This is a genomic window from Parabacteroides sp. MSK.9.14 (assembly GCF_019041495.1).
GTDB classification, from domain to species: Bacteria; Bacteroidota; Bacteroidia; order Bacteroidales; family Tannerellaceae; genus Parabacteroides; species Parabacteroides merdae.
The window spans coordinates 186,434-201,265 of record NZ_JAHPXO010000001.1 but is presented as its reverse complement, the minus strand read 5'-3'; the positions used below and the strand labels follow the sequence as shown (position 1 = coordinate 201,265).

The following is a 14,832-nucleotide window of genomic DNA, read 5'->3' as shown; positions in this document are numbered from 1 at the left end:
TGCTATAATGCAAGTAAATATCTGCAACGGTCAAAGGTAGCCTAAAAAATGTAATACCGATCCATTTCTTGGAATAAGTAAATGGCTCAAGGTTCATTTTCGTCAAAACGAGAGGCTGAAAAATCCGCAAGCAACAGTCTGGCCGGATTCGCATATAACATTACAGCCGACAAGGTGCAGTACAGGCGGCTGTTGACACAAACTATAATAACGCCTTACTCGAAGGGACGGTAAACAGAGTAGTTTAAATGGAATCCTGTCCGCAAATGTCAGTTTGCCACCATCCGAATGTCGGCAAACTGACAGATTTCAGACTGTCATTCAACGGATTCTTTTAATATATTTCTAATCTCTTCCACACAATTTATAGCGTATCAGGACGTTGGTATTAAACGTAAATGCTTACCTTTGCGGCCAACTATCCGTGTGAGGATACAGAATTAAGACAATTAATTATTACACTTTATACAAAGTATGGGAAAGTATAAATTGATCAACAACGTGTTGGGCTGGATCGTTTTTGCGATCGCTTCAACCGTCTATTTGATGACTATGGAACCCACTGCCAGCTTCTGGGATTGCGGTGAGTTCATTTCTTCAGCTTACAAGCTGGAAGTAGGGCATCCGCCCGGAGCACCGTTCTTTATGTTGACGGCCAACCTGTTCACACAACTTGCATCCGATCCGTCCACAGTGGCGAAGATGGTAAATACGATGTCCGCCTTGTTTAGCGGACTGACGATCTTGTTCCTTTTCTGGAGTATCACTCACCTTGCCCGCAAGATCATGGTGAAAGACGGAGAAGAAGCGTCTTTAGGCCAGATGATTACCGTTATGGGTAGCGGTCTGGTCGGAGCACTGGCTTATACATTCAGTGATACGTTCTGGTTCAGTGCCGTGGAAGGAGAAGTGTATGCCTATTCATCACTCTTTACAGCCGTTGTTTTCTGGCTAATCCTGAAGTGGGAAGCTGTTGCCGACAAACCACATGCAGACCGCTGGATCGTACTGATCGCTTACCTGATGGGGTTGAGTATCGGTGTCCACTTGCTGAACTTGCTGTGTATCCCGGCTATCGTGCTGGTATATTACTATAAGAAATTCCCGAACCCGACGATGAAGGGTACATTGGTTGCTTTGCTCGCTTCCTTCGCCATCGTTGCGCTGATGATGTATGGTGTCGTACAAGGGCTGGTCGAGGTTTGCGGCTATTTCGAACTATTATTTGTCAACGTCTTAGGCATGCCTTACAATTCCGGGGTATTCGCTTATGTGATCATTGTGGCAGGCGTGTTGATCTGGTCTATCTGGGAAACTATGCGCGACGAGATCCATCCGACACGCATGAAGATCGCTTTCATCCTGTCGGTCGTATTGATCGGTATTCCGTTTATCGGTAGCGGTTATGTTTTGGCGGTCATTCTGACGGCTGCATTAAGCCTGTACCTGTTCAAGAGCAAGAAGGTGGATATCAAGACGCTGAATACGATCCTGGTCTGCCTGATGGTAGTCGTTGTAGGCTATTCTTCGTATGCACTGACACTGATCCGTGCAACGGCCGATACGCCGATGAACCAGAACGCGCCGAGCGATATCTTTACGTTGCGTACCTATCTGGCACGTGAACAATACGGTAAAACCCCGCTTCTTTATGGGCAGACCTACGTTTCGGAAGTACAGCGCGAAAACCAGGGAGGAAGCTGCGTACCCGTCACGACAGAAGGCGAACCGACCTGGAGCCGCGTGATCAAGAAAGACAAAAACGAGAAAGACCGTTATTTCGTGTCCCGCACCGATCAGGAATACAAATATGTCGACGAACTGAACATGCTGTTCCCGCGTATGTACAGCTCCGATCCGCGCCATGTACAGGCCTATAAGGAATGGGCGCAGGTAAAAGGCCAACCGGTGAAATATAACTATTGCGGAGAGATGAAGAGCGTAATGAAACCGACATTCGCGGAAAACCTGAAGTTCTTCTTCTCCTACCAGCTGAACTTTATGTACTGGCGCTACTTCATGTGGAACTTCTCCGGCCGTCAGAACGACATCCAGGGAAATGGAGAGGTGCTGAACGGCAACTGGATTACCGGCATTCCGTTTATCGACGAAGTTCTGGTTGGCCCGCAGGAAGATATGCCGTTCGATATTATCAATAATAAAGGGCACAATGTCTATTATATGCTGCCGTTGCTGTTAGGTATTTTAGGTTTGCTGTTCCAGGCTTATTCGGGCGAAAAGGGGATCCAGAGTTTCTGGGTGACTTTCTTCCTGTTTTTCATGACTGGTCTGGCTATCGTTCTGTATCTGAATCAGACGCCATATCAGCCGCGTGAACGAGACTATGCGTATGCCGGATCGTTCTATGCGTTCTGTATCTGGATCGGGTTCGGTGTCGCGGCACTGGCAAAGGGACTGGAGCGATACGGCAAACTGAATCCGGTCATCGCCGGATCGGTGGCAACCGTGCTTTGCTTGTTCATACCTATCCAGATGGCCGGACAAAACTGGGACGACCACGACCGTTCAGGCCGCTATGTCTGCCGCGATTTCGGTTCCAACTATCTGGAATCCTGCGAGCCGAATGCCATCATCTTCACCAATGGCGACAACGACACATTCCCGTTGTGGTATGCCCAGGAGGTAGAAGGCGTCCGTACCGATGTCCGCGTATGTAACACCAGCTACCTGCAAACAGACTGGTATATCGACCAGATGAAGAAACAGGCTTACGAGTCCGCTCCGCTGCCGATCACCTGGACACGCGACCAGTATATACAAGGGACCCGCGATGCAGCTTATGTATTCCCGCTGACAAAAGATTCGATCGACCTGAACACGGCCTTGAACTTTGTCCGCAGCGATGATCCTAAGTTCAAGAAGATTCCGGGTATCAACCAGGAACTCGATTATATCCCGGCCGACAAACTGTACTACAAAGTCGACTCGGTCGCCGGCGCCAAGATCTTAGGCGGTAAGACAGACGGCATGGTAGACCAGATGATGATCAACCTCGCCGGAAAGAATGCGCTGGGTAAACAGGAACTGACGATCCTCGACATGTTGCAGACCAACAACTTCGAACGTCCTATGTACTACGCGATCACGGTCAGCCCGGATCAGTTCGTCAACCTGGACGGCTACTTCGAACAGACAGGTCTCGCTTACCAGGTCGTTCCGAAAAATGCCAACAAAGCAGTCAACACCGACAAAATGTACGACAACGTGATGAACAAATTCAAATGGGGCGGCGTAGACAAGCCAGGCGTTTACATCGACGAAAATGTAATGCGCATGTGCAAGAGCTACCGCATGATGCTGTTCAACAAGTTGGCAGAAGCATTGGTGAAAGAAGGCAAGAACGACAAGGCTTTGGAAGTATTGGACAAATGTATGCAGGTGTTGCCGCCGGAAAATGTCCCGCTCGACTACACGGCTCTTTCAACCGGTGAACTCTATTATGTGCTGGGCCAGAAAGAAAAAGCGGCAGAAATATTTACAGGCATCGCCGATAACATGATGCGTAACATAAACTGGTACTTCCGCTTGAACCCAGTGCAGTTGGCGTCCGTAGAAACAGAACTGTTACAGGACATGCAGGTTTTGAATCAAGTATTGTTAATCAACAAACATTACAACCCCGAATTCAACAAGAAATACCAGGAAGAGTTTGACAACTACCGTATGGCTTACGAATCGGTGCGCAGAGAATAGATATGTTTATAGAACAACCGCCCTGGTTTTACAGGGCTCTGTTTCCAGGGGTAATCTGGCGGATTCCGGCAAAGAAGAAGTGTGTATATCTCACCTTCGACGATGGCCCGATCCCTGAGGTTACCCCTTGGGTATTGGATATATTAGACAAATATGACGTGAAGGCGACCTTCTTCTGTGTCGGGGACAACGTCCGCAAACATCCGGACATCTACCAGATGGTACTGGACAGGGGGCATCGTGTAGGCAACCACACTTTCAACCATATTCAAGGTATCCGCTTCTGGACCAAGAACTATCTGGCGAATGTGGAAAAGGCTGCCGAATATATAAAAAGCGACCTGTTCCGTCCGCCCCACGGACACATGCGTTTCCCACAAGTGGTAGGACTCAGGAGGCATTACCGGATCATCATGTGGGACGTGGTGACGCGCGATTACAGTCCGCACATGACACCGAACGGTGTCTTCAACGTGGTGAAGAACTATACCCGCAACGGTTCCGTAATCGTCTTTCACGACTCGCTGAAAGCCGAACGCAACATGCGCGAAGCGATGCCCAGGGCCATCGAATGGCTACAGGAACAAGGGTATGAGTTCAAAGTGTTTTAATATGCTTCCAGCTATCGAAATAAAAGAGAAAGCAAAAGAGATCGGCTTCGATGCCTGCGGGATCGCACAAGTAGCGGCCGCAGACAGCGAGGCCTTATTTTTTGACAGATGGCTGAAGGAGGGCAACCATGCAGGGATGGCCTATATGGAGAACCACCGCGAGATCCGGTTGAATCCCGCCGGATTGGTGGAAGGAGCCAAGACAGTCATATCCGTGGCGTTGAACTATTATCCGGAGCAGAAACTTCCACCCGAAGCGCCCCATATCGCCTACTACGCCTACGGGAAGGATTACCATCTCGTCGTCAAAGAGATGTTGAGCGAGCTATGGACCGCCCTGTTCCCGCGCCCCACGCGGGATCGCATAGAGACGGACAGGAAAGATATGGATCGCAACGGGCTGTTCTTTTGCGATCCCGCGTCAAGCGCGGGAACGGAACAGGCAGACGTAACAGCCGCCCGCTTTTTCACCGACTCAGCTCCCATCCTCGAACGCTATTGGGCCTGGAAAGCCGGGCTGGGATGGATCGGGAAGAACACAAACCTGATTATTCCCGGAAAAGGCTCTTTCTTCTTCTTGGGAGAAATCGTCACCACCCTCGAAGCGGACCAGTACGACACGCCGCAGAAGAACCGTTGCGGCAGTTGTAGCCGTTGCCTGGATGCCTGCCCGACAGGAGCACTGGAAGGCCCCCGCCACCTGAATGCCCGCAAATGCCTCTCCTATCTCACCATCGAGAACCGCGGAGAAATCCCCACCGAACAGGCTTCCCGACTCGGTAACCGCCTCTACGGTTGCGACACCTGCCAGGAGGTCTGCCCCTGGAACCGTTTCGCCCGCCCGACCCAAATAGAGGCATTCCGTCCGAAACCGACTTTGCTTTCTCTTCGAAAAGAGGATCTAAAGGTCTTTTCCCGTGAGGATTATAATCGTATATTTGCCAAATCGGCGGTCAAAAGAGCCAAATACGAAGGATTGATACGAAATATACATAACTTAAAAGATTAATACCATGAGAAGGACATTGAAAACCTTATCGCCATGCCTCGTCGCATTCCTGTTGATGCTGACAGTCGCATTTGCAGGTAACGCACAGGAATTACAAAAGAAATTGGAAGGGCTGAAAGGAATCAGCGGCATCGAGAAGCTGGAATCGGACCATTATGCCGAGAAATATCTCGTACGCATCACACAGCCTGTCGACCATAAGAACCCGGCAGCCGGAACATTCACGCAACGCGTGATCGTCGCCCACGTCGGTTTCGACCGCCCGACCATATTGGTCACGGAAGGATATGGTGCGGCGTATGCCTTGAACCCTCGTTATCAGGAAGAGCTGTCGAAGCTGCTCGATGCCAATATGGTATTCGTGGAATACCGTTATTTCCTCGAATCCACCCCGACCCCCTGTAACTGGGAATACCTGACGGCAGAGAACTCGGCCTACGACCTGCATAACGTCAACCAAACATTCCGAGAGCTGTACACCGGTAAATGGGTCAGCACCGGCATCAGCAAAGGCGGACAAACCACTTGCCTGTACCGTGCCTGGTTTCCGGACGACGTAGACTTCTCCGTCCCCTACGTAGCCCCCTTGAACCGCGGTGTGGAAGACGGGCGCCACGAACCGTTCCTCCGCAAAGTAGGCACGAAGAAAGACCGTCAGAAGATCGAAGCTTTCCAGATTGAAATATTGAAACACAAGGACGAAATCGTCCCGATGCTGGAAAAGTTCTGCAAGGACAAGAAACTGGAATTCCGCATTCCGATAGCCGAAGTATTGGATTATTGCGTCCTGGAATACCCGTTCGCCCTCTGGCAATGGGGTACGCCGACCAGCGTGATCCCGCCGCTCACATCCGATGCAAAGACACTGTTTTATCATTTGGTTGACATCAGCGGGCCCGACTATTTTGCCGAAAACCAACCGAATATCTCCTTCTTCGTACAAGCTGCCCGCGAATTGGGTTATTACGGCTATGACACGAAACCGTTCAGGAAATACCTGACAATCGACAGCAGCTGGGGATACCTGAACCGCATCATGCTGCCGAAAGAGCTGGTCGACAAAGTTGAATACCGCCCCGAACTTTACCACAAAGTCTATGATTTCCTCCGTGACAACGATCCGAAGATGATCTTTATCTATGGCGAAGTAGACCCGTGGAGCGCCACCCGCGTCCCGATCTTCAAAGGCAAGGTAAACGAACAAGTCTACATCCAACCCGGAGGCAGCCACCGCGCCCGTATCGGCAACATGCCCGAAGACATGAAGGAAAAGATACTGACACAGATTAACAAATGGCTGGCAGAATAGCGGATTCGTTTCTCAATTAATTGCAGAACGAATTACGATCAACAGATTCGTTTAACGAGCATTTAGCGAATGAATCATAACTCCCATATTCATTCTACAATTATCCGGTTAACGAATTATAACCTGCGGATTCGTTCTCTAATTACCCCTTGAACGAATCCGTCGGTCTTGTATAAGCTATAAACAAACGAATATATACAAAAATGGACACAAAATACCCCCTATACACTCCCAAAGATATCTTTATCTCCTTCTGCGGCCGGGAAGCAACCGAAGCGGAACGCTGGCAAGGCGTACAATCGGGTATCATTTTCCATAAACGAACGGGCAACGAATTTTTGGACCTTTTCGCCTCGATGGTTCATCATTATATGAATCATGATCCGGTTTTCTATGCAAAAAAATTAGGCGTCTCGCGAGTCGATCTGTCCGGCTGCCTGAGGGTACTGACCGGGGTGACTACAGACGAATGGCTCGAAGCCTACCGTTGGGTGGCCATCCGCGACGTCCTGCTCCATACGGACTGGCCTTTGGGAGAAGTGGCGACGCAAATGGGCTACAGTTCGGTGAAAACCTTCAGTCGCGCCTTCATCGAGCGTGTCGGCATACCTCCGTCCCATTGGCGGGCGAAATATAAAGGGAATGATTAGCTTTTCAGGAAAATATAAATACCTTTGTGCATGTTTTACCTATTGTCTAACTTATAAATAAAGAAGAAATGAAAAAGAATTTCTTGTTCCAGCTCTTGCTGGCAGCATTCCTGTTACCGGCTTTTTCTTGTTCGGACGACGATTCGGCTCCTGAAATCAACAATGCAACTACCTTGAACATGCTCGATGTGGAGAATGGAGCGACCCGTCTGGGCAATTCGGACATCTATATCAACGCGGCAAACAACTTTCAAACAAACGAATGCCTGATCGCCGAAATCGGTCCGTCGAAAGGGATTGGAAAAGTCATTCCGCCCCAAGTCGGCAACGGATTGGTTTATCAAGCAGCCGTAACGCCGGGACACCTCTACCAAGCTTTCAAGGAAGAAGCCGTGAAGCAATTTCCATCGGGAAAATTCGCATTGGCGCTGGCAGGAGACTACTACCAATTCTATGTCGGATCCGAGATCATGAAAGAGGAGAAAAGAGTAGGCGCTGTCATCCAGTTTGCCCTGATCAATCCCGAAGCAGACGGGTTACCCGCCTACGACAGCACGATCGGGACAGTGGTAAGCGGTTATGAAGACGAGATTGTCCGGGAATTTCCCAAAGACACGGAGTTCAGCTACGATAGCGACCTCGAAGACCTCTTTCAGATTACGACCGAAGGCGGCATACTGAAAGTCACACTTCTGCCTTCGTGGAGCGACATCCGGGGAAATTATGCCATTTACGCCCGCCATAACGAGGTGTATACGAAAATATATGTCAAAGTGGAATAATCAGAACATTCCCTGTACTTTATAGACAAATTCCATCCAAACCCAATATCGGATCGCCTTTCCGAGAAACATCGAGACAGCCACGATCCAGATATTGGCGCGGAGAAAACCGAGCGCCACGGCGATAAAATCGCCTATACCGGGAAGGAAAACGAAAAAGCCCATCCAGGAACCTTTCCCTTTTATCCAATCCTGCACTTTCTGCAATTTGACGGCATCCAGTTTCAGATATTTCTCTATCCATTCGACCTTGCCCAGCATACCCAGCCAATAACAACTCATGCCACCTAAGAAATTACCTAACGTAGCCGCAATCATACAAGGCCAGTAGACCGCTCCCGCCAACAACACTCCGGTTAGAACGACCTCGCTGCTGAACGGCAAAACGGTAGCAGCCAAAAAAGAGGCGATGAACACACCGATATATCCGTATTCTATAAGAAATTCCATATACGAATGAATAGAGTGGCAACCAGGACTGCCACAGTTGTAAAAAACGACCAAAACACGATCTTACCACGTGTCACCGTAAAGAAATGAGCGATCAGGATAGAGGCTGGCACGCAAGCTGTTTCCAAAAATTCTTCCGAAGCCTGTTCATAGAGGAAATAAAGGCTGAACGCCCATACGGACATCGCAATCAGGAACGAGAGAAACTGACGGGAGCGAAGCGAATCCTCCGTATCGTGCATGACAATATTCAGGGAAGCGACAACTGTCAACAGGGCAATCGCCATGATACTGATCCAATCCAGCAACACTATTCCGTCCGTCGCCAAGAGGCGCACCTTGAAAAGCGTCGAGAAAGGGACGTTGAACAGCGTGAAATCCCGTTGCCAGACACACCACCCCAACAGGAACCAATATACCGTCGCCACCCCTAACAAAGAGGCGATAAAGGTACGGGACGTCAGCGAACGGAAATTATACATCCCCAGCCAGAACAACGGCAAAAACCACAGCAAATGAACCCAAAGCAGACTGCCTATACCGATCAGCAAGGCGGCACTGTAGGCCTTCTCTCTCGCCCCGGGATCATGATAGGTCGTGAACAGTTGGTAAATAGCCAGAATCAGGCAGAAAACACCGACCGAAGTCGATTTCAAAGGAAAGAAGTCGGGATTCGTACTGATGAACAGGACATAGAAGAGGAAGGGCAGCATCGTCTTCTCCCGTATCAACACCAGTACATAGTTCGCACGATGCAATAGGAAAGCCCCTCCGAACATCAACGTAATCCCGATAATATAGGTAAACTCCTTGCCTGGCAATGTCTGACAAATCGTATTCCAGAGAGGAGTAGCCGAGACCTCGCCATAGACAGGATAGCCCACGGAGTACAAATAACTGACCACCCAACAGGCAATACATGCCAATAAGACCGGCGCGAATGTCGGTGGCGCGGAGAAGTCGAATCGACGGGAATATTTGTTATAAGCTACTCGCATTTCTGATCAGGAATAGATAAATGCTGACTTACATGCGAGCCAACAGACGAGGCAAAAGAGAGCCTGCAACACACAAGGCTTGAATCGTCTGTTAGCTCACCCTATAAATCAGCATTTATGACAACAATTTATAAATCGAATCCGATATCACTACGGAAATATTTCTTTTCGAAATCAATGAGCTTGGCACCGGCGAAAGATCGGGCAAGGGCTTCTTCCTTGTCGGCTCCGTAAGAGCTGACAGCGATGACACGACCGCCACTGGTCAGGATCTGCCCATCGGCAGCTTTTGTCCCTGCGTGGAAAATGATGTTTTCGGCGGGAACCTTATCCAGACCACTGATAACCTTTCCTTTTTCATACGCTTCAGGATAACCACCGCTTACCAGCATGACTGTTACGGCCGCACGCGGATCGTGAACCAATGTACGACTGCCCAAATTACCTTCGGCCACACCTTCCAACAGTTCAACCAAGTCGCTTTGGATACGTAACATGACAACTTCCGTTTCCGGATCACCCATGCGGCAATTATATTCGATCACCATAGGTTCGCCCTTCACATTGATCAGACCAAGGAAGATGAAACCCTTATAGTCGATATTTTCCGCTTTCAGCCCTTCGATCGTCGGACGGATAATACGCTCGTCCACCTTCTGCATAAACGTCTCATCGGCAAAAGGAACCGGAGAAACGGCTCCCATTCCGCCTGTATTCAAACCTGTATTGCCTTCGCCGATACGCTTATAGTCTTTTGCCACCGGAAGCACCTTGTAGCTCTCGCCATCCGTCATCACAAACACGGAACATTCGATACCGTCCAGGAACTCTTCGATCACGACCGTCTTGCTGGCATCGCCGAACATACCCCCCAGCATATCGTCCAGCTCCTTCTTTGCTTCTTCGAGCGTGTCGAGAATCAGCACACCTTTACCGGCAGCCAGACCGTCGGCCTTCAATACGTAGGGAGCCTGCAATTCTTCCAGGAAAGCGTATCCTTCTTCTAAATTTCCGGCAGAAATACTCTTATAACGAGCTGTCGGAATGTTGTGGCGCATCATGAAGGCCTTCGCAAAGTCCTTGCTGCCTTCCAGTTGCGCTCCCTCTTTCGAAGGGCCTATCACGGGAATACCTGCCAGGGCGACATCGTTCTTGAAATAATCATACACCCCTTTCACCAGCGGATCTTCCGGACCTACCACCACCATACCGATATGATTTGCCAAGGCAAATTCCTTGATAGCAGAGAAATCGTCAGCCTTGATATTTACATTCGTGCCTACCAATGCAGTACCTGCATTACCGGGAGCGATAAATAACTGATCCACTTTCGGACTTTGAGCAATCTTCCAGGCTATTGCATGTTCGCGGCCGCCTGAGCCTAATAAAAGAATATTCATTTTTTTATAATTGACAATTGACAATTGACAATTGACAATTACTTGTCATTATCCTTTCCCAATCATCTTTTTTTAATGGTTATTGTTTTTTTGTTATTTCATCTTTGTCCTTTCTCTCAATTGTCAATTGCCCATTGTCAATTGTCAATTCTTAAGGTAGTCGTCAAAGTAGCGCGTTATCTTCTCATACAGATGCGGACGGTCTTTACCAATCACATTATGCAGATGGCGGGGATAAACGAAATAATCGGGATATGTATCCGCATCCACACAGGCTTTCAGGAATCCCAGGCTGTGCTGCCAAACAACAACCGGATCGATATCTCCGTGGATCAACAGCAGATGTCCCTTCAGATTACCTGCTTTCAATTTCAGGTTGGCATTCCTATAACCTTCCGGATTGTCCTGCGGACGGTCCATATAGCGCTCGCCATACATAATCTCGTAGTTGCTCCAGTCGATCACCGGACCACCGGCAACCCCCACTTTGAACAGTTCCGGATACGAACACATCAGGTTCGTCGTCATAAAGCCGCCGTAGCTCCATCCGTGCACACCGATACGGTCGGCATCGACATACGGAAGTGATTTCAGAAACTCAACGCCTTTTACCTGGTCTGCCATCTCATTCACACCCAAATTACGATGTATGACATTTTCGAAAGCCTGTCCCCGGTTTGCCGATCCCCGACTATCGAGCGTAAAAACCACATATCCGCGTTGAGCCATATAGATATCCCAACCGCCTACACCGTTCTTCCATCCGCCTGTTACCAACTGGGCATGCGGGCCGCCGTACACATAGACGATCGTCGGATATTTCTTCGTCTCATCCAGACCGACAGGTTTTACCAGACGGAAATTCAAATTAGTGACACCATCCGCTGCCTTGATCTTTCCGGTAACGATTTCCGGCATCGCATATCCTTCATACGGATCTTTCGCCGTCAGCAACGTCCGTAAAGTTTCACGTTTCTGTCCGTCGATAATCGAAATTTCACGTGGAACATCGGGAGCTGAATAACTGTCGATCAAATATTTACCGGAAGCACTCAGTTGCGTAGCATGAACTCCTTGCAAACCTCCCGAAGTCAATTCGTAAGAAGTTCCCTTTTTCAGATCCAGGCGTGACGTTCCGACATACAGAGCATCACCATAACTGAACGAGCTCAGCATTGACGGCCTTGTGGAAGAGAAAAACAATGCCTTTCCCTTAACATCGAAACCGAGGATGTCCAGGACTTCCCACTCGCCTTCCGTCAACTGCTTCAACAGTTCTCCCTTCGTATTATACAGATACAAATGATTATAACCATCACGCCGGCTCTGCCAGATAAACTGATCCGGATTGTTCGGCAGGAAAAGCACCGGATGTTGCGGCTCTACATAATGTTCGTTCTTTTCGGTAAACAAATCCGCCTCTTTATCACCTGTCAAGGCAGAATAGCGTACCAGGTGCATCTCGTTTTGATCCCGGTTCAGTTCGGCAATATAAATGCTCTTTTCATCCGGGCTCCAGGTAATATTCGTCAGATACTTTTCCTTCGGTAATCCGGTTTTCAACCAGACGGTTTTTCCGGTCGCCAGGTTGTAGACACCGACTGTCACCTCATGGCTTTTCATCCCAGCCATCGGATATTTGTGCGGTTCGGCTTTCGCGCAACGGGCAGTAATGTCGACAAACGGATAATCCGTCACCATGCTTTCATCCATCCGGTAGAAAGCCAGCGCCGAACCATTCGGAGACCAGAAAGTCCCTTTATGGATACCGAACTCGTTCTGATGAACGGACTTCCCGCAAACAACACCTTCAGCCGTTTCGTCCGTCACGATACTGACAGCGTTATCCGGCGAAAGGATTTTCAGGTTGTCCTCCTCCGTAAAAGCCAAATAACCGTTGGCCGGACAAAAGTCTAAATTCTCCCAGGAACCATTCAGATCATACATGCTTACAATCCTGTTTTCCACAAAATCGTAATGGAAACGATGGTGCTTGGCATTAAAAGCAAGCACCGGCTGATCTTTGTAAGGAACCGAGAAGAAGGGCATACCGCCAACCGACTGCGCACCGGCCACCGCAAGCGCTTCGTTCAACTGCTGGCGAGTAAAGGCAACTTTCACCGCCTTTGTCGATTCTCCACTCATCATGCTGTCACCCTTGACATACAGATATGTGTCTTCACACCACTGCAACTGTTTCAAGTTGCGAGGCACAAAACGACTTTGCGTCTTTCCACCGGGAATCAAGTCATGCAAAGTAAACTGTTTGTCTTGTCCCATCATCGACAACGGATTTATAAGTACCAAAGCACATAATACACCTAAAATATTAATCCTCAAAATCATCCTTTCCTCTTCTTTTGAATGGTTTCTTAAACGAACGGTCACCGAACTTTTTCTTACCGCCAAACTCCTCGTCATCCTTAAAATGTCTCTTGACAGGACGTTTGCCGACAAAATCCCTACGAGCCGGACGGCCATCTGCACGGTCATCGCCAAAATAGCGTTTGCCGGGAATAAAAGGTGTCCGTTCGTTGTCGTCCTCAGCATGCGCGGCAGCAAAACGGCGGGCGGGACGATCCATGCGGTCGGTACGGAAATTCGGACGTGACGAGCGGTCCGGCTTACGTTCGAAAGAAGGTCTTTCCGGGCGGGAAGGACGTGCTTCACCTTCTTCGTTCAGTGCTTTCTTATAGTCTTTGATTTTTCCTTCGAATATATCGTAACAACGGTATTCGCATTCTAACGATCCGTTCATAAGCTTCATCTTTTCACTCGGTTTCAAGCCGATCTTGTCGAAGCATTCATCCTTATAACTCAGAATCCATACTTTATAGCCAGTAAACACATGTTTGACACGTTCACCGATCATATTGTACAACCCCAACAAATCACGACTGGAAATACGTTCTCCATAAGGGGGATTGGTCACCATGATGCCCGGCTGGGGAGCCTCCGTGCATTGCTGGAACGGCTGGGTCCTTAGTTCGATATATTTCATCAGGCCGGCACTACGGATATTCTTCTCGGCAATCTCGATCGCCGCCGGATTGATATCGGCACCATAACATTTGAAATTAAACTCACGTTCCTGACTCTCGTCGTTATAGATACGGTCGAACAATTCCTGGTCAAAGTCGATCCATTTCTCGAAAGCAAACTCCTTACGATGCACGCCCGGCGCAATATTCAAGGCGATCATCGCCGCTTCGATCAGCAACGTACCGGAGCCGCACATCGGATCGACGAAATTCGACTCGCCTTTCCAGCCTGTTTTCAAGATCATACCGGCAGCCAACACCTCATTCAACGGAGCTTCCGTCTGGTCCACGCGGTAACCACGTTTATGCAAGCTCTCGCCCGAACTGTCGATAGAGAGCGTACAGTCGTTATGTGAAATATGAATATTGATATACAGATCCGGATTGTTTACACGGACAGAGGGGCGCTTCTGATCCTTCTCCATGAAATAATCCACGATCGCATCCTTCGTACGATAAGCAACAAACTTGGAGTGATTGAAATCTTCAGAGTAGATTACAGAGTCGATGGCAAACGTCTTGTCCAAAGACATGTAGTTTTCCCATTTCACCTTCTTAACCTCTTTGTAGACAGTATCGGCGTCTTTAGCTTTAAAGTGATAGATAGGCTTCAAGATACGCAATGCCGTACGGCAATAGAAGTTGGCTTTGTAAAGCACTTCCTTATCCCCGGTAAAGGAAACCATCCGGCGGCCAATCTGTATATCGTTGGCACCTAAAGATAATAACTCGCCGGCCAGGATTTCTTCCAACCCGTAAAGGGTCTTAGCCACCATTTCAAATGTTTCGCTCATTTTAAGTTGAAAGTTAACAATGATTCCTCATCGTTTATTAGTAATTCTATTTTAATTATTAATTATTCTTTGTT

Annotated in this window: 11 protein-coding genes; 6 read left to right on the top strand and 5 right to left on the bottom strand. The window is 48.7% G+C overall.

Annotated features, from left to right (window positions below; genetic code table 11):
* Positions 1-474 precede the first annotated feature (474 nt).
* The 6 genes from KTG12_RS00690 to KTG12_RS00665 all read left to right on the top strand — a co-directional run bounded on the left by KTG12_RS00690 (position 475) and on the right by KTG12_RS00665 (position 8,075).
* Positions 475-3,714, top strand: a complete 3,240-nt coding sequence (locus tag KTG12_RS00690; protein WP_022321240.1) for a DUF2723 domain-containing protein — start codon at positions 475-477, stop codon at positions 3,712-3,714.
* Positions 3,715-3,716: 2 nt separating this feature from the next.
* Positions 3,717-4,325, top strand: a complete 609-nt coding sequence (locus KTG12_RS00685) for a polysaccharide deacetylase family protein (RefSeq protein WP_119216226.1) — start codon at positions 3,717-3,719, stop codon at positions 4,323-4,325.
* Between the two features lies 1 nt (position 4,326).
* Positions 4,327-5,334 carry a tRNA epoxyqueuosine(34) reductase QueG gene (gene queG / locus KTG12_RS00680; protein ID WP_138272630.1) on the top strand — a complete coding sequence of 336 codons (1,008 nt, stop codon included), beginning with the start codon at positions 4,327-4,329 and terminating at the stop codon, positions 5,332-5,334.
* A gap of 4 nt (positions 5,335-5,338) precedes the next feature.
* Positions 5,339-6,643 (top strand): S28 family serine protease, encoded by a 1,305-nt coding sequence (locus tag KTG12_RS00675; RefSeq protein ID WP_022321243.1) that lies wholly within the window; start codon positions 5,339-5,341, stop codon positions 6,641-6,643.
* Between the two features lie 203 nt (positions 6,644-6,846).
* Positions 6,847-7,293, top strand: coding sequence for a helix-turn-helix domain-containing protein (locus tag KTG12_RS00670; RefSeq protein ID WP_138272606.1), 447 nt, complete (start codon positions 6,847-6,849; stop codon positions 7,291-7,293).
* 68 nt (positions 7,294-7,361) lie between these two features.
* Positions 7,362-8,075, top strand: coding sequence for a DUF5036 family protein (locus tag KTG12_RS00665; protein ID WP_005639739.1), 714 nt, complete (start codon positions 7,362-7,364; stop codon positions 8,073-8,075).
* Here KTG12_RS00665 and KTG12_RS00660 read toward each other — a convergent pair whose 3' ends face one another.
* From KTG12_RS00660 to KTG12_RS00640, 5 genes are all read right to left on the bottom strand, one after another.
* Positions 8,076-8,525 carry a YqaA family protein gene (locus KTG12_RS00660; RefSeq protein ID WP_138272605.1) on the bottom strand — a complete coding sequence of 150 codons (450 nt, stop codon included), beginning with the start codon at positions 8,523-8,525 and terminating at the stop codon, positions 8,076-8,078.
* Complete coding sequence (locus KTG12_RS00655; RefSeq protein ID WP_138272604.1) at positions 8,510-9,523, bottom strand: hypothetical protein; 1,014 nt, start codon at positions 9,521-9,523, stop codon at positions 8,510-8,512. Before KTG12_RS00655 ends, KTG12_RS00660 begins: the two co-directional genes overlap by 16 nt.
* A gap of 128 nt (positions 9,524-9,651) precedes the next feature.
* On the bottom strand, positions 9,652-10,923 hold the full coding sequence (gene purD / locus KTG12_RS00650) for a phosphoribosylamine--glycine ligase (RefSeq protein ID WP_122343354.1): 1,272 nt from the start codon (positions 10,921-10,923) through the stop codon (positions 9,652-9,654).
* Positions 10,924-11,067: 144 nt separating this feature from the next.
* Complete coding sequence (locus KTG12_RS00645) at positions 11,068-13,269, bottom strand: DPP IV N-terminal domain-containing protein (protein WP_155144053.1); 2,202 nt, start codon at positions 13,267-13,269, stop codon at positions 11,068-11,070.
* The gene (locus KTG12_RS00640) at positions 13,253-14,758 is read right to left on the bottom strand and encodes a class I SAM-dependent RNA methyltransferase (RefSeq protein WP_005645251.1); all 1,506 of its coding nucleotides are present in this window, start codon (positions 14,756-14,758) and stop codon (positions 13,253-13,255) included. The genes KTG12_RS00645 and KTG12_RS00640 overlap by 17 nt, the downstream gene beginning before the upstream one ends.
* Positions 14,759-14,832 lie beyond the last annotated feature (74 nt).